This is a genomic window from Pseudonocardia tropica, assembly GCF_040105315.1.
Lineage (GTDB): Bacteria > Actinomycetota > Actinomycetes > Mycobacteriales > Pseudonocardiaceae > Pseudonocardia > Pseudonocardia alni.
In genome coordinates, this window is record NZ_JBEDNP010000003.1 from 132,021 (window position 1) to 151,589 (window position 19,569).

Genomic DNA, 19,569 nt, shown 5'->3' on the forward strand with positions numbered 1-19,569 from the left:
CGTTGCCGACGCTGATCACCGCCGCCCGCGGGGCGACGGCCGTGATCAGCCGCGGGACCACCTTGCGGGACCCGTGGTGGGGCATCTTCAGCACGTCCGCCCGCAGGTCGGCACCGGAGTCGAGCAGGTCGTCCTGGGCGACCAGCTCCGCGTCGCCGGTCAGCAGGATCGTCGCGGCCGGGGTGGTCGCGCGCAGCAGCAGCGAGATGTCGTTGACCGCCGTCCCGTCGCTGCCGTCGACCGTCAGGGGCGGGTGGACCGGGCCGAGGACCTGCAGGCGCAGCTCCGGCCAGCCCAGCTCCATCCCGCGCGCGAGCCCCACCACCGGGGCACCGGCCTCCTCGGCGCGCCGGGTGATGTCGCGCAGCCCGGACGCCGGTTCCCGCACCGGCCCGACGGCGATGCCGCCCGCGGCGCGGCCACGCAGCGCGCCGGCGAGGCCGCCGTCGTGGTCGGCATGGAAGTGGGTGATCACCACGAGCTCCAGGACCCGGACACCGAGCCGGTCCAGGCAGGTGTCGACGGCGTCGTCGGTCGGCCCGGTGTCGACCAGGACGGCGTGCCCGGGGATACCGGTGGCGAGGACGAGCGCGTCGCCCTGACCGACGTCGCAGGCCACCATCCGCCACCCGGCGGGCGGCCAGCCGGGCGGTGCGAACCGGGTCGGGACGAGGACGACGAGCAGCCCGACCAGCAGGGCCAGCAACAGCGCCCGCAGCCGGGGCACCCGGCCCATCGCCAGCAGCACGACCAGCACCCCGGCGAGCAGCAGCGCGCCGCCGGCCCCCGCGGGCCACGGCACGGTGGCACCGGGCACCGCGGCGGCCCGGTCCCCGACCACCACCAGCCACCACACGAACGGTCCCGCCAGCCAGGCGCAGCACCACGCGGCGGCCGGGCTCACCGCGGACAGGACCGCGCCGAGCACGCCCAGCACCGTCGCGGGGGCGACGGCGGGCGCGGCGAGCAGGTTCGCCACCACGGTCACCAGCCCGACGCCCCCGTTGAGCCCGGCGATCACCGGCGCGGTGGCCAGCGCCGCGGCGACCGGGACGACCAGTGCCTCGGCCGGTCCGGACGGCAGTCCGCGCCGCCGCAGCGCCGCCGTCCAGCCCGGACCGAGCAGCACCAGCGCACCGGTGGCGACGACCGAGAGCACGAACCCGGCGTCGACGGCCAGCCCGGGGGCGGCCAGCAGCAGGCCGAGCACGGCCACCGCGAGCGCGGGCACCGCCGAGCGGGCGCGACCGGCCGCGAACGCGATCAGCACCACCCCGCCCATGACCGCCGCCCGCAGTACCGACGGCGACGGCCGGGCCAGCACGACGAACCCGACCAGGGCGAGCATCGCCGCCGCGGCCGCGATCCGCGGGTCGGTCCGGAACAGGCGCAGCAGGAGCAGCACCGCCCCGGTGACGATCGCGACGTTGGCGCCGGAGACGGCGGTGAGGTGCGCGAGTCCGGCGGTGCGGAAGTCCTGCTCGGTCTCGGCGAGCTGGGCGCGGGTGTCCCCGATCGCGAGCCCGGGCAGCAGTCCCGCCGGTGCCTCGGGCAGCGCGGAGACCGCCGCGTCGCGCAGGCCGTCGCGCAGCGCCCCGGCGCCGGTCTGCCACCAGGGCGGCACGGTCACGTCCTGCGGCGCGCCCCGGACCTTCAGCACGGCGACGGTGAGGTCGGGGCGCTGTGCGGGCATGAGCAGCCCGGCGGCGGAGACCTCCTGGCCGGGGAGCAGCCCGGTCCAGCTCGCCGCCGGGGCCAGGAGCAGGAGCTTCCCGCCGGTGGTCGCCCGGTCCCCGCCGACGGTGGCCGTGACGAGCTCGGTGGGCACCAGCGCCATCGCCCGGGCGGCGCCGGACTCGTCGCCGCCGGTGGTGCTGCGCAGGATCCGGGGGTCGTCGGTCAGCCGGACGCGGACCTCGGCGGCCGCGCCGCGGTCGGCGGGTGCCCGCAGCGGGTGCGACGCCAGCGCGGCCGCGTGGACGGTGACCAGGACGGCCGCGACGAGTGCGCACCCGGCCGCGGCGAGCACGATCGAGGACGGTGCCGCGGCACGGGCGCTGGTCCGGGCGCGGAGCAGCGCGACCGGCAGGGCGAGCGCCGCGAGGACGGCGGCGGTGATCCCACCCGCGGTGCCGCCGAGCAGCCCGGCGAGGACGGCGGCCCACGTGGCGAGCGCGCCGGGGACGAGGCGCAGGTCGGGTGGGGCGGGGCGCTCGGCCTGTTCCTCGTGCTCGTCGTCGTGCTCTCCGGGGACCGGGTCCTCCCGGCGGGCTCCGGCGCGGGTCACACCCGCACCAGTTCCTGGAGCTGGGCGAAGCGGCGCTCGCCGATGCCGTCGATCTCCCGCAGCTGCTCGACCCGGCTGAAGCGCCCGTTGGCGCTGCGCCAGTCGACGATCTTCTTCGCGGTGACCGGGCCGACGCCGGGCAGGGCGTCGAGGTCGGACGCGGTCGCGGTGTTCAGGTCGATCTTCCCGCCGGGCGCACCGGGCGGGGCGGGTGCGGCGGCCGCGCCCGGTTCGGCGCCCGACGCGGGCTCCGAGCCGGGGGCGGGCAGGACCGGGGCGGCGTCGGCGGCCGGTGGGACGCCGACCGCGATCTGCTCGCCGTCCCCGAGCCGCCGCGCCAGGTTGAGCACGCCGAGGTCGACCCCGGGCAGCGCGCCCCCCGCGGCGTCGAGGGCGTCGGCGACGCGCGACCCGTCGGGCACCCGGACGAGGCCGGGCCGGGCGACCCGGCCGACGACGCTGACGACGAGCGGCCCCGCGGTGACCGGGGCCGCCGCGACGGGTGCCGGTGCGCCGGGGCCCGCGGACCGGTCCACCTCCCCGGTTGCCACCGCCTCGCCGGGCACCGCGGTCACCTCGGGCAGGCCGCCGACGGGCTGCACGGTGGGGCGGTCGAGCCACACACCCACCCCGGCGACGAGCGCACCGACGAGCACCACCGCCACCAGCGCGAGCGCACCGGGGCGACCCGGGTCGACCCGCGCCCCGGCCGGCGACGACGGCAACCACCGCTGGGCCCGGCGGCGCAGCCACGAGGGGCGTCCACCGTGCGGGCCGTCGTCGCCGGGGGTCTCCTCGGGCGGGGCGGGGTCGTCCCGGGCCAGCAGGGCCAGGGGGTGGCCGGCGTCGGGGTCGGCGGTCCACACCGGCATCGCGCCCTGCGGGTCGGCCGGCCACCCCCGTCCCACACCGTGCGAGTCGGCCGGGTCGGCAGGCCACCCCCGTGCCGCACCGTGCGAGTCGGCCGGGTCGGCAGGCCGGACCGGTGCCGCACCGTGCGGGGTGTCGCGCCGGGGGGCGGGCGGCGTCGGACCCGGCGGACCGGCACCGCGGACATCGTGCGGGAGGAGTGGCCCGGGTGCGGGCGGTCGTCCGGGGCGTGACCCGGCCGGACCGGGAGCCACCGGTGGCGCAGGCAACGGGACCGTCGGGGGATCGAGCCGGTCCGCGGCCGCGGCCGGCCGCCCGCGCGTCCCGATCCCGGCGAGCCGCCGGGCCGGGTCGAGGGAGGCGTCGGTCCTGGTCACGCACCCGACGCTAGGTCCGCCACACCCGTTCCGACGGGCCGATGCCGGGCCTGTGGACGGATCCGTCGATGGGGGACGGACGGCGTCCCGTGGGCCGTCACGGGGCCGGATCGTCGGCGGTGCGTGCTATGAACCGGCGGGGCCCCTCGGCCCGCGGCGAGCCGGCCCGGAGGAGGCCATCACCGGGAAGGCCGCGGACGTGGCCCGACGGTCAGCCCGCCGGCACCACCACGACCCCCACCAGCCCCGGCCCCGCGTGCGCCCCGATCACCGCGCCGACCTCGGAGACGTGCATCCCGGCGGCGTCGGGCAGCCGTTCGCGCAGCCGGTCGGCGATGTCCTCGGCCCGGTCCTCGGCACCGAGGTGGTGCACGGCGACATGCGCCCCCGGACCCGCCTCGGAGACCGCGAGCGCCACGAGCCGTTCGGTCGCGCGGGAGGTCGTCCGCACCTTCTCCAGCGGCGCGATCCGGCCGTCGCGCAGGTGCAGGATCGGCTTGACCGACAGGGCCGTGCCCACCAGCGCGGACGCGGCGCCGATCCGGCCGCCGCGACGCAGCCGTTCCAGGTCCTGCACCGCGAACAGGACCCGTGACCGCGCGGCGACGGCACCGGCCACGGCCTCGACGTCGCCGGGGGCCTCGCCTGCCCCGGCGGCGTCGGCGGCGGCCAGCACGGCGAAGCCCAGACCCATCGCGATGGCGCCGGAGTCGACGACCCGGATCCGGTCCGGGGCGACCTCCTGTGCGGCGAGCCGGGCCGCGTCCCAGGTGCCGGACAGCTCCCGGGACAGGTGCACGGCCACGACGGCGGGGGCGCCGTCGTCGAGCAGGGCGGTGAAGCGCTCGGCGAACGCGGCCGGGGTCGGGCGGGAGGTCTGCACCAGCAGGTTGCGGTCGGCGAGGGCGGCGATCAGCTCGGCGGCGGAGACGTCGACACCGTCGCGGGCGGTGCGCTCGCCGAGCCGCACCTCCAGCGGGACGACGTGGATGCCCCGACGTTCCGCGACGCCGGGCGGCAGGTGGGCGGTGGAGTCGGTGACCACGGCGACCGGCGAGGGGGGCACGGCCGGACCCTATCCACCCGACGGACGGAACAGCGGTGCCAGTGCCCGCTGCGCGGCGAGGTAGCGGCCGTGCGCGTCGTCGAGGCGGCCGCGGGCGCGCGGGTCGGGGGTGAACTCCCGGTCGACCCGCACCATGCGCCCGGCGAGCTCACCGACCGAGGCGGCGTCGCCGGTCGCGAGCGCGGCCAGCATCGCGGCGCCGAGCACCCCGGCGTCGCGCTCGGCGGTGCGACGTAGCGGCCGGTCCAGCACGTCGGCCTTGATCTGGCACCAGAGGTCGCTCGCCGCACCACCGCCGCAGGCGGCGACGGTCCCGGCGCGACGTCCGGCCGCGTCCTCCAGCGGGCCCAGGACGTGCCGGGCGGCGTGGGCGACGCCCTCCAGCACGGCGCGGCCCAGCTCGGCGGACCCGGTGGCGAGGCCCGCGCCGAGCCAGTGTCCGCGCAGGTCCGGGTCCCACAGCGGGGCGCGTTCCCCGGCGAGCTGGGGCAGGAACAGGACCTGGCCCGGGTCGGCGCGGGCGGCGCGGTCCAGCAGCTCGGCCGGTGCGACGCCGAGCACCGCGGACGCCCAGGTCAGGGCGTCGCCGCCGGCCTGGGTGGGCCCGGCGTGCACGTGCAGCCCGCGCCACGACGGGAACGTGACGATCCCCGGGGCGCCGCCGCCGGGCGTCGCGGCGAGGGCCAGGACCTCCGAGGTGCCCGCGATGTCGATCGCGTCTCCGGGGGCGGCGATTCCGCCGCCGAGCAGCGCCGCCCAGGCGTCCATCGTCCCGACGGCGACGGGCAGCCCGGCCGGGAGTCCGCCCGCGCCGGTGGTCTCCCCCGCGACCGACGCCGGGTCGGCCAGGGGCGCCGGCATCGCGCGCAGCCCGGGGACCAGCAGGTCGAGCCAGTCCGGGTACCGGCCGTCGGGGTCGAGGAGTCCGGTCGAGGACAGCGGGTCGGCCACGGCGGTCCCGGTGAGCCGCTCGAGCAGCCAGTCCTTGGGGGCGAGCAGCCTCCGTGCGCGGGCCCACGCGTCGGAGCGGTGCGCGGCGAGCCAGGCGGCGCGGGCGGCCGCGTGCGAGGCGTCGACGGTGCCCAGCCCGCCCCGGATCCGGGCCCGGTCGGCGGGGGCGAGCCGCTCGGTCAGCGTCGCCGCGACCGGGCCGCACCGGCCGTCCTGCCAGGTGATCGCCGGGTGCACGGGGGCACCGCCGTCGTCGACGAACAGATGGGTGTTGACCTGGGCGCACACCCCGACCGCCGTCACCCCGGCCAGGGCCGGGCCGAGTGCGCCGACCACCTCGGTGAGCCCGGACCACCAGTCGCGCGGGTCCTGCTCGGCGTGCCCGGGTGCGGGGCGCGCGGTGGGGTGCGCGGCACGGGCCGCGGCGACCCGGACGCCGTCGCCGGTGAACACCGCCGCCTTGACCGAGGTGGTGCCCAGGTCGATGCCGAGCAGGGTCACGGCCGGTCCCCCACGGTCGCGAGGAGCCCGGCCAGCGCCTCCCCGACGGCGGCGTGGCCCGCCCAGCCCCAGTGCAGCCCGTCGGGGTTGCCGTGTCCACCGAGGACGTGCTCGCCGACCAGGGCGGGCACGTCGAGCACCGTCACCGCCGGGGCGCCGGCCGCCCAGCGGTGGATCGCGGCGTCGGTGGCGGCGCGGTGCGGGTGGGCCAGGCCGTAGTCGGCGGCGCGGTGCACCGACGGTGCCAGCGCCACCACCGGCAGCCCGGGGCGCAGCGCGTGCACCCCGGCGCGGCAGCGTTCCAGGTAGGCGGCGGTGAGGCGGGGCGGCAGGGTCGCCGGTCCCCCGCCGGGCAGCCGCGCCAGTGCCGGGGCCAGCCGCGGCTGGGCGCGCCGGTAGGCGCTGCGGGCCGCGTGGCGCAGCGGGGCGGGCCGCAGTACCGGGATCAGCTCGCGCAGCGCGGTCGGCAGCGGGGACGGCAGCGAGTCCATCCCGGACACCCCGAGCACGACCGCTCCGACCCGCGGCAGCGCCGCCCACACCCGCGGGTCCCCGGTGATCGCCGACCAGGCGTGCCGGGCGGTCCACCCGGCACGCGCGACGATCTCGGCGCGGCCCCCGAGCCGGGCGGCGGCGATGTTGGGCCACAGCCTCGGCTCGTCGGCCGGGCAGGGCCGCTCGGGTCCGTGGAAGGCCAGCGAGTCCCCGACGACCAGCAGGTCAGGCACCGATGTTGTACCCCGACAGGCGCCAGCGGGGATGGTCGTCACGACGGGCGACGACGGCCCAGCGGGTGTTGCCCAGCCCGCCGATCACCGGCCAGGACGACTGCGGCAGGTCGAGCAGCCCGCACACCATCCCGGCGATCATGCCGCCGTGCGCGACGAGCAGCACGGAGCGCTCCTCCGGGTCGGCGGCGTACTCGAGGTCCAGCTCCTCGACGACCGGCAGCGACCGGACGACGACGTCGACCCGGGACTCCCCGCCGGGCGGGGTGAACCGCGGGTCGGACCGCCACTCGGCGACCGCGCCCGGGTCGTCGGCACCGATCTCGGCGATGGTGCGCCCCTGCCAGTCCCCGAGGTGGGTCTCCCGCAGCCGCTTGTCCACCGACAGCGGCAGCCCGACGGCCTCGGCCACGGCGGTCGCGGTGTCGTGGGCGCGGGTCAGGTCCGAGGTGATGATCCGGTCGTACCGCTCCTGCGCGAGCCGCGGCGCGACGGCCGCGGCCTGTGCGCGCCCGGCGTCGGTCAGCCGGGTGTCCAGGTGCCCCTGCATCCGGCCGACGGAGTTGTACTCGGTCTGCCCGTGCCGCAGCAGGGTGACCCGGCGCAGCGTCATGCAGTGCCATCCGGGGCGCCCTGGGGGTCGGGCACCTCGATCGCCGGGCAGTCCTTCCAGAGCCGGTCCAGGCCGTAGAAGCCGCGCTGCTCGGTGTGCATGACGTGCACGACGATGTCGTTGAAGTCCAGCAGGACCCAGCCGTTGTCGTTGTCGCCCTCGCGCCGGGTCGGCTTGCTGCCGCGCTCGCGCAGCTTCTCCTCGACCTCGTCGACGATGGCCTGGACCTGACGCTCGTTGGCCGCCGACGCCAGCACGAAGCAGTCGGTCAGCGCGAGCTGGTCGGACACGTCGAGCGCGACGATGTCGACGGCCTTCTTGTCGGCCGCGGCGGCCGCGGCCACCTTCGCCAGCTCGACCGCCTCCGGTGATGCCGTCACCACACTCTTCCCTTCACGACCACGATTGACCTCGACAGTGTGTCAGCCGGGCACCGGGGGCTTGGGCGGCGGGCACCGGGCGGGATAGGTTTCCGCCTCACGGTGGACCGTCGAAGGAGACTCCCCATGCCCCTGGCGCCCGATCTCGAGGGCACGCAGTGCGAACCGGTCAGCTTCGCGTGGGCACGGGACGACGTGCTCCTCTACGCGGTCGCCGTCGGCGCAGGGGGTGAGGACCCCACCGCCGAGCTGTCGCTGACCACGGAGAACACCGGGGGCGTGCGGACGGCGGTGCTGCCGTCGTTCGCGGAGATCGTCACGGCGGGCGCGAAGGTCGACCTCGGTGACGTGGACGCCTCGCGCGTCGTGCACGCCGAGCAGGCGTTCCGGGTGGTCGGCCCGCTGCCGGTGGAGGGGCGGGTCCGGGTGACCGCGACGGTCACCGAGGTCCTCGACAAGGGGTCCGGGGCGCTGGTGCGCACCGAGGCCGAGGCCGTCGACGCGGGCACCGGGGAACCGGTGCTGACCAGCACGAAGACGTTGTTCCTCGGCGGCGAGGGCGGCTTCGGCGGCACCCGCGGTGACAGCGCGCCGAGCCCCGTCCCCGACCGGGCCCCCGACCACGAGGTGACCTACCGGACCACGCCCGGCCAGGCCCTGCTCTACCGGCTCACCGGGGACCGCAACCCGCTGCACAGCGACCCGGAGTTCGCCGCGAAGGGCGGTTTCGACCGGCCGATCCTGCACGGCATGTGCACCTACGGGTTCACCACGCGTGCGTTGGTCGCGACCGTCTGCGACGGCGACGCCCGCCGCCTCGTCGCGATGGACGCCCGCTTCACCCGGCCGGTCGTGCCCGGCCGGTCCCTCACCGTCTCGGTGTGGGACACCGGCGACGACACGGTCGCGTTCCGGACCGCCGTCGACGGCGAGGTGGTGCTGGACCGCGGCACGGCGGAGGTCACCGCCGCGGTCCCGTCCGCCTGAGCGCTCAGGACGCCGCCCCGGTGATCCGCGGCGGCGCCGGGGCCCCGGATCGCTCTGCCCTCCCCGGTAGGCGAGGGCGGACAGGGCGTCGAGCGCCGCGAGCTGGGGCGTCCCGGCGGACGGGCTGCGGCACCGCGCGGAGCAGCAGGCCGGCCACCGTCCCGATCGGCGCAGTACAGCGAGACCGATGGACGACTACCGCGGTGTGTCGTCACCCTTTCGGCGCTGCGTGATCGGCAGCCGGTAGAGCGCGGCGACCGGCTCGCGGCCGTCCGGGAACCGCCACCCGGCGAGCGCGGTCCCGGTGCGGACCCAGCCGGCCGCACGGTAGAGACGCTCGGCGGGGGCGGACTCGACGACGTCGAGCACCCCGTCGCGGCCGCGGGCCGCGAGCTCGGCGGCGACCCCCTCCGGGACACGAACGCCGCCGGGTCGGCCGGCCAGGTCGACGGGTAGCGGTCGGTGGCGTGCACGGCGCGCAGCACCGCGACGCAGCCCGGCAGGTCGTCGTCGGTGCGGGGGCGTACGACCACGTCCGGACGCCGGGTCAGCGCGGGCGCAGGACGTAGCCGGTGTAGCCGTACTCGGCGCCGAACCGCTCCCGCACGGTGATCTCGTCGCCCACCTCGTCCAGGGCCACCGGGTCGACGCCGTCCTCCCGAAGAGTGGCGATGCGGCAGGCCAGCGGCCGGTAGTAGGCGTCCCAGTCGGAGTCGGGGAGCAGGTAGACCGCCTGCACCGTGTACCCGGCGCGCTGCGCGGCGGCGACGTTCTCCGCGGTCGTCCGCATCCCCGGGTAGCCGGTGTCCCAGAACCCCCGCGCGCCGGGCGACGGCTCGGTGGTCGTCCACTCGGCCTCGGTGAGGACCAGCACACCGTCCGGGGCGAGCAGCCGCCGCCAGCCGGCCAGGGCGGCGTCGAACCCCATGACGTAGGCCGCGCCCTCGGACCAGACGAGGTCGGCCTCGCCGTCGGGCAGCGGGAGGTCGTCCATCGCCGCGACGAGCGGGCGCACCCGCTCCCCCAGCCCGGCCGTCGCGGCGCGGTTCCGCAGCCGCTGGAGGAAGGGTTCGTGCAGGTCGACGGCGACGACCTCACCACCGGTCGCCGCGGCCAGCGGGAGCGTCGAGGGACCCGTCCCGCAGCCGATGTCGACGATCCGGGGCCGCTCCGGCAGGTCGCCGGCCAGGCGCAGCAGCAGCGCCGTCGTCTCCTCCGATCCCGGCGCCTCACGGGGCAGGTCGTCGTGGGCGGCCAGGAAGACCTGCTCCAGCGGTGTGCTCACGTCCGCGCATGATGCCCGTACCGGGCCGTCACCGCACCACCGACACGTGTGCATGATGGGGTGGTGCACGTCGACATGCTCCTGATGGCGATCCCCCCGCTCGCGATCTACTTCCTGTGCGCGGGCGTCGTCGGGGTGGAGAGCATCGGGGTCCCGCTGCCCGGTGAGATCGTGCTCGTGGGCGCGGCACTGCTGGCCGCCCGACCGGGATCGCCGATCGACCCGGTCGCCGTCGCGGCGTCGGCGACGGCGGGCGCGATCGTCGGTGACTCGATCGGCTACTCCGTCGGGCGCCGCTACGGCACCGGCCTGCTCGAGCGGCTCGGGCGCCGCTTCCCCCGGCACCTGGGCCCTGCGCACCTCACCGTCGCCCGGCGGATCTTCGACCGGCACGGGGTGTGGGCGGTGCTGTTCGGCCGCTTCGTGGCGATCCTGCGGATCCTGGCCGGGCCGCTGGCCGGGACGATGCGGATGCGCTACCCCGCGTTCCTCGCGGCGAACGCCACCGGTGCGGTGTTGTGGGCGGGCGGCACGGTCGCCCTGATCTACCTGCTCGGCATCGTCGCCGAGACGTGGCTGAAGCGGTTCTCCTGGATCGGGCTGGTCGTCGCCGTCGTCGGCGGGCTGTTGGTGTCGCGCTACGTGCGGCACCGGGTGGAGCGGGCCGCCGCACGGGAGGAGACGGCGACCTGAGCGCCGATCAGCGCGCCGCGTGCGCGGTGTAGACGATCCCGCCGGAGAACGACCGGGCGTCGAGGAGCCGTAGTCCCTCGAAGGACGCACCGTCGGGGAACAGGCGCCGGCCCGCGCCCTGCACGACCGGGTGGTGGAAGAGGCGGAACTCGTCGACGAGCCCGGCGGCGATGAGCGTGTGGCAGAGCGTGATGCTGCCGGTCAGCACGATGTCGGTGCCCGGCTGCTCCTTGAGCGCCGCCACCTCGGCGACCGGGTCCCCGGACAGGATCGTCGAGTTCTGCCACTCCGGGTCGGTCAGCGTGGACGACACCACGTACTTGTCGACCTGGTTCAGGTAGTCGGTGATGCCGGTGGCGTCGTCGGTCTGCGCGGGCCAGAAGCCGCGGAAGTCGCAGAACGTGCGACGGCCGAGCAGGGTCGCGTCGGACGCGGCGTCCTGGCGGTGCAGCTCGGCGAGCACGTCGTCCTGGCCCTCGGCGTTCGGGTCGAACCAGTCGCCGAGGAACTCGACGGCGCCGTCGAGGGTGATGTTCTGGGTGATCGCGAGGGTGCGCACGGGAGGTGCCTCCACGGTCGTCGGTGCGTCGTACACCAGGGTCGACCGCGGAGGCGTCCCGGACTCATCGCTCCCGGGGGCCGCTCAGTCGTCGACGACGGTGATCGCCGACGCCGGGCAGCCGCGCGCCGCGTTGCGCACGGCCTGCTCCCGGCCGTCCGGCGGGGTGTCGGTGAGCAGCTCGACGACGGCGTCGGAGTCGCGCTGGTCGAACACGTCCGGGGCGGTGAGCAGGCACTGCCCCGAGCCGACGCACGCGTGCTGGTCGACCTCGACCTTCATCGCGGTCCCCTCCCTCACCAGCGGACCGGCAGGCTGCGGACGCCGCCGGTGAGGTGGTCGGTGCGCACGTCGAGCTCGTCCATGCCGACGGCGAGGTCCAGCTCCGGCAGCCGGCGGGCGAGCGTCGCGAAGACCGCGCGCAGCTCGGTGCGGGCCAGGCTCGCGCCGATGCAGAAGTGTGCGCCGTGACCGAAGCCGACGTGCCCGCGCTCGGTACGGTCCGGGTCGAAGGTCTCGGCGTGGTCGAAGACGTCGACGTCGCGGTTGGCGGCGTTGACCGAGAGGATGACCGCGTCGCCGCGCGCGATGGTGACCCCGGCGATCTCGACGTCCTCGTGGGCGTAACGCAGCAGCCCCAGGTCGCCGGGCGCGCCGAGGCGCATGACCTCCTCGATGACGGCGTCGATCCGGCCGTCCGGGTCCGCGGCGAGCTTGTCCCACTCGTCGCGGTGGGTCATCAGGAACAGGATGCCGAGCCCGATCCGGTTCACGGTGGTCTCGTGGCCGGCGAACAGCAGCCCGACGCAGAGCCGGACCATCTCCGGGTAGCCGAACCCGGGGTCCTCGGCCTGGGCCTGCACGAGGTCGGTGATGACGTCCTCGTCCGGCTCGGCGCGCTTGCCCTCGGCGAGCCCGGCCATGTAGCGGCCGAACTCCTCGCGGGCGACGTGGGCGTCCTCGCCGGAGAAGGTCGCCATCCGGTCGGAGAGGCCGCGGAAGTACTCGCCGTCGACCTCGGGGACGCCGAGCAGCGAGCAGATCACCGCGACCGGCAGCGGGAAGGCGAGGTGGGCGTGCAGGTCCACGGTGGTACCCGGACCGGCGGCGTCGTGCTCGGCGACCATCGCGTCGACGTAGCCGTCGACGAGCTCCTGCACGTGCCCGGACAGCGTCCGCATCCGCTTGGCGGAGAAGGCCGGGGTGAGCAGCCGGCGCATCCGGCCGTGCTCCTGCGCCTCGTTCTCGTAGGTGCCCGTCGGCCCGTCCTGGACGGCGGCGGTGCTGATCCTCGACGCCTTCTCCGGCTCCGGGTGCGACCGACCGAACCGCTTGTCCCCGAGCAGCTCGCGGACCTCGGCGAACCGGGTCACCAGCCACGCCGGGTCCCCGGCCGGGGTGGTCACCGGCGCGATCGGCGCCTCGCGGCGGAGGACCTCGTAGAACGGCGCGAGGTCGAGCAGGTTCGGTCGGGTGAACGGCAGGCGGGGACGCTCGGTGGCGAGGGTCATCGACACTCCTGGGGTCGTGGTGGTGATCCCCAGCCTACGATTTGTTGGCAGTATCTGCCATCAATGTGTCCGGTGTGCACCGGACCGTCCCCGAACGAGCGGGTCGGGGACGGTCCGGCCCGGCTACGCGGGGCTGTCGAGCAGCTCCTGGAGGTACTGGTCGATCTGCGGCATGTAGGTGGGCGCGACGCCGAACAGGGCGAGGTGTCCGAGCAGGTCGTCGACGACGCGGATGGTCGCGTGCGGGGTCAGCTCCAGCTCGGCCTCGTGGTCGCGGACCGGGAAGAACATGTCCTCGTTGATCGGGATGACCCGGGCGACGGCCTCGTTGCGGCCGAGCGCCTCGGCGAGGTCACCGCCGGCGGTCCGGGCCACGTCGCCGCGCTGCCACTTCCAGGCCATGCACAGCAGGTCGTTGGGGTCCATCGCGGTGAAGTACGGCTCCAGGAAGCCGGCCATGAACGCCTCGCGGGACTCGAACTCCAGCGCCCGCCACACCTCCTGCTTCCAGAACTCGGTGGAGAACCCCATCACCGCCCAGATGCCGGCGTGCCGCTTCAGCCCGGCCTCGACCTCGGTGTTGCTGCGGTAGTTCCCGCCGGCGAAGCCGGGGTCGGAGGTGATCGCCTCGACCAGCGCCTGGGTGTAGAGGAAGTCGTGCGGGGTGTTCTGCGCGGTCCCGGCGATCGGCGCGGCGCGACGCACCTTCTGCGGGAACCGGACCATCCACTCGTAGGTCTGCTGCGCGCCCATCGACCCCCCGACGACGAGCGCGAGCCGGTCGATCCCGTAGTGCTCGCGCAGGAGCTGCTCCTGGGCGCGCACGTCGTCGCCGATGCGCACGTGCGGGAAGTTCGACATCGCGATGCCCGCGTTGGCACCCGAGGCGTTGTGCGGACTGGTCGACAGACCGTTGCCGATCTGGTTGACGACGACGATGAAGTACCGCTCCGGGTTCAAGGCGTGGTCCGGGCCGATGTAGACGTCGCGGAAGATCTGGTGCGTACCCGAGTACCAGGTCGTCACGAGGATCGCGTTGTCCTTCGCCGCGTTCAGCGTGCCGAAGGTGGCCACCGCGAGCTGCAGGTCGGGGATCACCCCGCCCTCCTCCAGTGCGAACTCCCCGAGGCCGATCAGGTCGTAGTCGCCGTGGAACTCGTGGGTGTAGTAGGGATTCTCGATCGCCGTCGGCTGCGCTGTCGTCCCGGTCGTCACTGCTGTCACGCTCCTGCTCCGTCGAAGACGCGGACCGGGGCGACTCTCCACCCTTGTGACGCGCGGCACAAGATCCCGTCCGGGCCGCGACGCGACGGTGATCCTCCGGTGACGGCCGGGATCAGCTCCAGGCGACGACGAGCACCAGCATCGTCACGACGATGCCGAGCCCCAGCACCATCATCAGCAGCCAGGCCGCGGCGTTCGGTGGCGCCGCGGCGGGCGCCGGGTCGGTGCTGCGGCGCAGCTCGGCGAGCTGGGCCGGGTCGAGGATGGGCATGGTCAGGTCGTCGGAGTTCACATGGTGGTAACGCGCGGAGCCGGGTCCCAGGCACTGCGTTCCCATCTCTCGTGTGCCGCAGGAAGATCGATGTCGCGGACGGTGGTTCGCGTCCGCCCACCGGGCTCACTTTCGGTAGACCGGGAACACGCGTTGCATGACGTACCGTGATCGGCGGTGTCGCGGCGTCGCACCTCGCAGAGGTTTCCCCGACCTCGCAGCCCCCGCAGCGGCTGCGAGGTCGGGGCACGGTGTGCGAGGTCGGGTCGTCACACCCCGGGCGGCGGGGACGCGCCGTCGATCCGGGCGGACAGCCAGTCCCGCGCGTACCGCAGCGCGGTGGCGGCGACCGGGGTGTCGTGCCCGGCGAAGCCGTGCGGGACGCCGGGGTGGACGCGCAGGTCGACCTCGACCCCCGCCGTCGCGAGCCGGGCGGCCATCGTGAGGTTGTCCTCCAGCAGCACGTCGTCGGTGCCGACCGTCATCAGCAGCGGCGGCAGGCCGGTGAGGTCGGCGAACACCGGGGACAGGTCCGGGACGGTCCGGTCGGCGACGTGGCCGGCGTAGGCGCGCAGGAAGTACTCGTCGGCGATGCGGCGACCGGCCGGGGTGCGGGCACTCAGGTCGTAGGTGCCGTACCGCAGGTCGGCCCCGGCGACGCGGTCGGCCAGGCCGCGGTCACGCAGCCGCAGCAGCGTCGTCACGGCCAGGGTGGCCCCGGCGGAGACGCCCGTGAACGCGACCCGGTCGGTGCCGAACAGCTCCGGCGCCCGGTCGAGCAACCACAGTGCTGCGGTCGCGCAGTCGTCGGGGGCGGCGGGCCAGGGGTGCTCCGGGGCGAGCCGGTGGTCGACGGCGACGACCGCGACGCCGAGCGCGTCGGACAGCGCCCGGTTCCCGACGTCGTCCCGCGCGGCCGAGCCCAGGTAGAAGCCACCGCCGTGGATCTGCAGCAGCACCCCGCGCGCCGTGCCCGGCGGGAGACAGATCCGCACCGGCACCCGACGGCCGTCGGCGACGGCGGTGTCCCCCACCGCGGGCGGCACCGCAGGCCCTGGTGTGGCGACCGCGGCCCGGACCGCGCGCAGCTCGTCGGCGTCCGCGGGGCCGCGGCCCGCCGCACGGGCACGGTAGAAGGCCCGGGTCCGCTCGGCGTCGGCCGGCGGGACCGGCACGGTCAGTGCGTCGAGGGCGACACGCACGGGCTGCTCAGTCCTGTCCGCGGCGGGTCAGCACCCGGGGGCCGTCCTCGGTGATCGCGACGGTGTGCTCGGAGTGCGCGGTGCGCGAGCCGTCGGCGGAGCGGATGGTCCAGCCGTCCGGGTCGAACACGATCTTGTCGGTGGTCCGTGCGAACCAGGGCTCGAGCGCGAGGGTCAGCCCCGGACGCAGGGTCGGGCCGCGACCGGCCCGCCCGGCGTTCGGGATGTGGATGTCGCCGTGCATGGTGCGGCCGAGGTCGTGCCCGCCGAACTCGGTGTTGACCGGATAGCCGTAGTCGCGGGCGACCGCGCCGATCGCGGCGGAGATGTCGCCGAGCCGGTTGCCCGGGCGGGCCGCGTCGATCGCGGCCTCCAGGGCGTCCTCGGTCGCGCGGATGACGCGGAGGTCCCCCTCGTCGGCCGTCTCGCCGACGACGACCGTGCGGGCGGAGTCGGCCACCCAGCCGTCGATGCTCACGGCGATGTCGGCACTGAGCACGTCACCGTCGCGCAGGACGTGGTCGTGCGGGAGCCCGTGCAGCACGGCGTCGTTGACCGACAGGCAGATGACGTTGCGGAACGGGCCGCGCCCGAAGGACGGCGCGTAGTCCCAGTAGCAGGACTCGGCGCCCCGCTGCTCGATCATGCGGCGCACGTGCAGCTCGATGTCGAGGAGGTTCACCCCGACCGCGGCGATCCGGCCGACCTCGGTGAGCACCTCGGCGACGAACCGGCCGGTCGTGTGCATCCGGTCGATCTCGGCCGGCGTCTTCAGTTCGATCACGGTATTACTATACCGGACCGTCGCCGCTTGCCGGTACAGTAATACCGAGCCTAGGCTCCTCGCATGGTGCGCCTGCCCCTCACGCCCGAGCAGATCGAGGCCGGTCGGCGCCTCGGCGCGCTGCTGCGCCGGGCCCGCGCCGACCGCGACCCGGTGGACGTGGCGCGGGCGGCCGGGATCTCCCCGGAGACGCTGCGCAAGCTGGAGACCGGGCGACTGCCCTCGCCGGGGTTCGGGACGATCGTGTGCCTGGCCGAGGCGCTGGGCGTACCCGTGCAGGAGCTGGCGGCGGAGTGGCGCGGGAGCGACGTGGCGATGGAGGCCGCGGGGTAGCTCGGGCCGGCGCCGGTCCTCCACGTCACGTCGGCCGCTCACCGTCCGGCCGCGATCTGCCCGACGAGCACCCGCTCCCCGACGAGCACCCGGTCGGACCGGCGGGCGGCCGCGACGACGACGCGTCCCGAGCGGCCCGACGCCGCCGGAACGTGTCCGGCTCCCCCGACCGGGCGGACCCCGGGCGGCCTGGAATGACCGGCGGGGAGATCGAGTTGACCGGGGAGGCACGGCGCGGACACGGCGCCCGACACGTCACCGGAGGAACTCGAGATGAGTGACGCACCCACCCCGACGGACCTGGCAGCGATGAACCGCGCCGTGATCGAGGAGTTCCGCGCGACCGGCGGCCGGGCGGGCGGCATGTTCGAGGGCAAGCCGCTGGTCCTGGTGCACCACGTGGGGGCCCGGTCGGGCACCGAACGGATCGCTCCGCTGGTCCCGCTGATCGAGGGCGAGCGGGTGTTCGTCTTCGCGAGCAAGGGTGGCGCCGACAGCAACCCGGACTGGTACCACAACCTGATCGCGAACCCCGACACGCGGATCGAGCTGGGCACGGCGACCCTGCCCGTGCGGGTGCGCGAGGTCACCGGCTCCGAGCGCGACGACGTCTACGCCCGCCAGGTCGCGCTGGAGCCGCAGTTCGGCGACTACCAGCGCACGACGAACCGGACCATCCCGGTGCTGGAACTGCAGCGGACCTGAGCCCGCACGGCGGTCCTGGATCGCCACGACACGACCCTGGTGCCTGTCGATCAGTACCTGAGCGCGGTCGTGCCGGGCTCGCACAGCACTCGAGTACTGATCGACGGACGGGTGCGTCGTCGTCACCGGGCGTGGGCTCCGGGGGTCGGGCCGCCATGCGCTGCGGGCGTCGCGCACGACGCGCGAGCTTCCGCGTCCGGTGATCGTGCACCGGATCTGTCCCCGTGCGGGTTCGGCCGGAGAAACCGCAGGTCAGCGGTCCGGATCCTGGTACAGACTGCGCTTGGAGATGTACTGCACCACCCCGTCCGGCACGAGGTACCAGACCGGCCGCCCCGCACCCACACGCGCCCGGCACTCACTGGACGAGATCGCCATCGCGGGCACCTCGACGGTCGTCACCGACCCCTGGGGCAGGTGCCCGTCGGCCAGCTCGTACCCGGGCCGGGTCACGCCGACGAAGTGCGCGTAGCGGAACAGCTCGTCGACCTTGCGCCAGGACAGGATCTGCTGGAGCGCGTCCGCGCCGGTGATGAAGAACAGCTGCGCCTCGGGCATGGCGTCGTGCAGGTCGGCGAGGGTGTCCGCGGTGTAGGTGGGGCCGTCGCGGTCGACGTCGACGCGGCTGACCGAGAACCGGGGGTTCGACGCCGTCGCGATGACCGTCATCAGGTAGCGGTCCTCGGCCGGTGAGACGTCGCGGCCGGTCTTCTGCCACGGTCTCCCGGTCGGTACGAAGATCACCTCGTCGAGGGCGAAGCGGTCCGCCACCTCACTGGCGGCGACGAGGTGGCCGTGGTGGACGGGGTCGAACGTCCCGCCCATCACGCCGATCTTGCGCTGCATCGACGCAGACTATGTCGGTCACCCACCCGGCGGCACCCCCGGATACAGGTGGCGGAACTGGACGCTGATGCGCGGACCGCTGCGCGCCACCTTCGGCACGCTGTGCTGCCAGGTCCGCTGGCACGTCCCGCCCATGACCAGCAGGTCCCCCGAGGCGAGCGGGAACGACACCGACGCGCCGCCGCCGGTCGGGCGCAGCCGCAGCGGCCGCGTCGCGCCGAGGGCGACCAGCGCGACGACGGCCTCGGGCCGCTCGCGGGCGACCCGGTCGCCGTGCCAGGCCACGCCGTCGGCGCCGTCGCGGTAGAGGTTCACGCCGATCTGGGTGAAGTCGTGGCCGTAGCGCTCCCCCAGCGTGCGGCCCATGTCGCCCAGCCGGTGGGGCACCGCGTCGTCGGGCAGGACCCAGCGGTGGGTGAGGCGCGGCTCGTCGACCACACGGTCGTACATGCGGCGGCGGTGGCCGCGGAACGGCACGGTCGCACGGAGCAGCGCGAACAACTCGTCCGCGTCGGGGGCCCAGCCGACCGCGACGTCGACCCACGCCCCGCCGGCGAGCTCGTGCCGGTACGCCGGGGCCGCACCCCCGGCCGCGAAGAGCGAAGCCTGCCCGCCGACGTCCACCTCCGGAACGCTACGCCGGATCGAACGAGAGTTCGAGTGACGTCTCTGCGACGATCTTCGCCATGTCCTCGCGTGCCGACGGTGCCGTGCTGTCCTACCTGGGTCTGCGGCGCGCCGTCGGCGTGATCGGGATCCTGCTCCCGTTCGTGCTGGTGGCGGGCGACCTGGCCCTCGGTGGCGACGGGCTGCGGGACTCCATCAGCCGCTACTACCACTCGCCGATGCGCGACGTGTTCGTCGGCTCGCTGTGCGCGGTCGGCGTCTTCCTCTTCTGCTACCGCTACGAGCGCCCCGACAACCGGCTCGCCAACATCACCGGGACGGCGGCGATCGCGGTCGCGCTGCTGCCCACCCGGCCCGACGGCACGGCGACGACGGCGGCGACCGTCGTCGGGTACCTCCACCTGGCCGCGGCGACGGTGTTCTTCGCGGGCCTGGCCTGGTTCTGCCTGGTCCTGTTCACCCGCGGCGAGTCCGGGACGCGGAGCAAGGCCGCCCGCAACCTCGTCTACCGGGTCTGCGGCGCGACGATCGTGACCTGCCTCGTGCTGGCCGCACTGGACGCGGCGCTGGTGCCCGATGCCGTCGCCGAGCGGTTCCACAGCCTGTTCTGGCTGGAGGCCGTCGCGATCCTCGCGTTCGGTGTCGCGTGGTTCGTCAAGGGCGACACGATCCTCAGGGACCCACCGACGCAGGACCCGGCGCCGGTGATCTGACCCGCCCGTACGGCGCCGGCCCCGCAACGGCGGACGGGCCGGTCCGGACACCCCTC

General features: G+C 75.4%; 22 protein-coding genes and 1 pseudogene. 5 read left to right on the plus strand and 18 right to left on the minus strand.

Annotation, left to right across the window (positions count from 1 at the left end; translation table 11 throughout):
* Positions 1-19: 19 nt before the first annotated feature.
* The 7 genes and pseudogenes from WHI96_RS06195 to rsfS form a co-directional block, all read right to left on the minus strand.
* A pseudogene (locus tag WHI96_RS06195) lies at positions 20-1,837 on the minus strand (ComEC/Rec2 family competence protein); the annotation flags it as partial.
* 446 nt (positions 1,838-2,283) lie between these two features.
* Positions 2,284-3,195 (minus strand): ComEA family DNA-binding protein, encoded by a 912-nt coding sequence (locus tag WHI96_RS06200; protein WP_349302351.1) that lies wholly within the window; start codon positions 3,193-3,195, stop codon positions 2,284-2,286.
* Positions 3,196-3,745: 550 nt separating this feature from the next.
* Positions 3,746-4,600: a DegV family protein gene (locus WHI96_RS06205; protein WP_345642367.1), complete on the minus strand. Its 855-nt coding sequence runs from the start codon at positions 4,598-4,600 to the stop codon at positions 3,746-3,748.
* A 9-nt stretch (positions 4,601-4,609) separates the two neighbouring features.
* Positions 4,610-6,052 carry a xylulokinase gene (locus WHI96_RS06210; protein ID WP_345642370.1) on the minus strand — a complete coding sequence of 481 codons (1,443 nt, stop codon included), beginning with the start codon at positions 6,050-6,052 and terminating at the stop codon, positions 4,610-4,612.
* The gene (octT, locus tag WHI96_RS06215; protein ID WP_345642373.1) at positions 6,049-6,780 is read right to left on the minus strand and encodes a diglucosylglycerate octanoyltransferase; all 732 of its coding nucleotides are present in this window, start codon (positions 6,778-6,780) and stop codon (positions 6,049-6,051) included. Before octT ends, WHI96_RS06210 begins: the two co-directional genes overlap by 4 nt.
* Positions 6,773-7,393: a histidine phosphatase family protein gene (locus tag WHI96_RS06220; RefSeq protein ID WP_345642376.1), complete on the minus strand. Its 621-nt coding sequence runs from the start codon at positions 7,391-7,393 to the stop codon at positions 6,773-6,775. The genes octT and WHI96_RS06220 overlap by 8 nt, the downstream gene beginning before the upstream one ends.
* Entirely contained in the window at positions 7,390-7,773 is a 384-nt protein-coding gene (gene rsfS, locus WHI96_RS06225) for a ribosome silencing factor (protein ID WP_062401418.1), read from the minus strand. Before rsfS ends, WHI96_RS06220 begins: the two co-directional genes overlap by 4 nt.
* 126 nt (positions 7,774-7,899) lie before the next feature.
* On the opposite strand from rsfS, the gene WHI96_RS06230 reads away from it, so the two are divergent.
* The gene (locus WHI96_RS06230) at positions 7,900-8,760 is read left to right on the plus strand and encodes a MaoC family dehydratase (RefSeq protein WP_345642380.1); all 861 of its coding nucleotides are present in this window, start codon (positions 7,900-7,902) and stop codon (positions 8,758-8,760) included.
* 195 nt (positions 8,761-8,955) lie between these two features.
* Here WHI96_RS06230 and WHI96_RS06235 read toward each other — a convergent pair whose 3' ends face one another.
* Complete coding sequence (locus WHI96_RS06235; RefSeq protein WP_345642382.1) at positions 8,956-9,129, minus strand: hypothetical protein; 174 nt, start codon at positions 9,127-9,129, stop codon at positions 8,956-8,958.
* Positions 9,130-9,307: 178 nt separating this feature from the next.
* Complete coding sequence (locus WHI96_RS06240; protein ID WP_345642385.1) at positions 9,308-10,045, minus strand: class I SAM-dependent methyltransferase; 738 nt, start codon at positions 10,043-10,045, stop codon at positions 9,308-9,310.
* A 63-nt stretch (positions 10,046-10,108) separates the two neighbouring features.
* Here WHI96_RS06240 and WHI96_RS06245 point away from each other — a divergent pair, with 63 nt between their 5' ends.
* On the plus strand, positions 10,109-10,738 hold the full coding sequence (locus WHI96_RS06245; RefSeq protein ID WP_345642387.1) for a DedA family protein: 630 nt from the start codon (positions 10,109-10,111) through the stop codon (positions 10,736-10,738).
* A 7-nt stretch (positions 10,739-10,745) separates the two neighbouring features.
* On the opposite strand, the gene WHI96_RS06250 is transcribed toward WHI96_RS06245, so the two are convergent.
* The 7 genes from WHI96_RS06250 to map all read right to left on the minus strand — a co-directional run bounded on the left by WHI96_RS06250 (position 10,746) and on the right by map (position 16,289).
* Complete coding sequence (locus tag WHI96_RS06250) at positions 10,746-11,297, minus strand: dihydrofolate reductase family protein (RefSeq protein WP_345642390.1); 552 nt, start codon at positions 11,295-11,297, stop codon at positions 10,746-10,748.
* 84 nt (positions 11,298-11,381) lie between these two features.
* Entirely contained in the window at positions 11,382-11,579 is a 198-nt protein-coding gene (locus WHI96_RS06255) for a ferredoxin (protein ID WP_345642953.1), read from the minus strand.
* 14 nt (positions 11,580-11,593) lie between these two features.
* A complete protein-coding gene (locus WHI96_RS06260; RefSeq protein ID WP_345642392.1) occupies positions 11,594-12,808 on the minus strand; it encodes a cytochrome P450 in 1,215 nt (404 codons plus the stop codon).
* Positions 12,809-12,931: 123 nt separating this feature from the next.
* Entirely contained in the window at positions 12,932-14,032 is a 1,101-nt protein-coding gene (locus WHI96_RS06265) for an alpha/beta fold hydrolase (protein WP_345642395.1), read from the minus strand.
* Between the two features lie 112 nt (positions 14,033-14,144).
* On the minus strand, positions 14,145-14,369 hold the full coding sequence (locus tag WHI96_RS06270; RefSeq protein WP_345642398.1) for a hypothetical protein: 225 nt from the start codon (positions 14,367-14,369) through the stop codon (positions 14,145-14,147).
* A 203-nt stretch (positions 14,370-14,572) separates the two neighbouring features.
* Positions 14,573-15,505: an alpha/beta hydrolase gene (locus tag WHI96_RS06275; protein WP_345642401.1), complete on the minus strand. Its 933-nt coding sequence runs from the start codon at positions 15,503-15,505 to the stop codon at positions 14,573-14,575.
* A gap of 7 nt (positions 15,506-15,512) precedes the next feature.
* Positions 15,513-16,289 carry a type I methionyl aminopeptidase gene (gene map, locus WHI96_RS06280; RefSeq protein ID WP_345642404.1) on the minus strand — a complete coding sequence of 259 codons (777 nt, stop codon included), beginning with the start codon at positions 16,287-16,289 and terminating at the stop codon, positions 15,513-15,515.
* Between the two features lie 63 nt (positions 16,290-16,352).
* Here map and WHI96_RS06285 point away from each other — a divergent pair, with 63 nt between their 5' ends.
* Both WHI96_RS06285 and WHI96_RS06290 read left to right on the plus strand, forming a co-directional pair.
* Positions 16,353-16,622: a helix-turn-helix domain-containing protein gene (locus tag WHI96_RS06285; protein ID WP_345642407.1), complete on the plus strand. Its 270-nt coding sequence runs from the start codon at positions 16,353-16,355 to the stop codon at positions 16,620-16,622.
* 273 nt (positions 16,623-16,895) lie between these two features.
* Positions 16,896-17,327, plus strand: coding sequence for a nitroreductase/quinone reductase family protein (locus tag WHI96_RS06290; RefSeq protein WP_345642410.1), 432 nt, complete (start codon positions 16,896-16,898; stop codon positions 17,325-17,327).
* A gap of 252 nt (positions 17,328-17,579) precedes the next feature.
* Here the strand turns inward: WHI96_RS06290 and nadD are convergent, their stop codons facing one another.
* Together nadD and WHI96_RS06300 are read right to left on the minus strand one after the other, a co-directional pair.
* Entirely contained in the window at positions 17,580-18,173 is a 594-nt protein-coding gene (nadD, locus tag WHI96_RS06295; RefSeq protein WP_345642413.1) for a nicotinate-nucleotide adenylyltransferase, read from the minus strand.
* Between the two features lie 18 nt (positions 18,174-18,191).
* Entirely contained in the window at positions 18,192-18,797 is a 606-nt protein-coding gene (locus WHI96_RS06300) for an alpha-ketoglutarate-dependent dioxygenase AlkB (RefSeq protein WP_345642416.1), read from the minus strand.
* A gap of 62 nt (positions 18,798-18,859) precedes the next feature.
* Here WHI96_RS06300 and WHI96_RS06305 point away from each other — a divergent pair, with 62 nt between their 5' ends.
* Positions 18,860-19,513: a DUF998 domain-containing protein gene (locus WHI96_RS06305; protein WP_345642419.1), complete on the plus strand. Its 654-nt coding sequence runs from the start codon at positions 18,860-18,862 to the stop codon at positions 19,511-19,513.
* Positions 19,514-19,569: the final 56 nt, after the last annotated feature.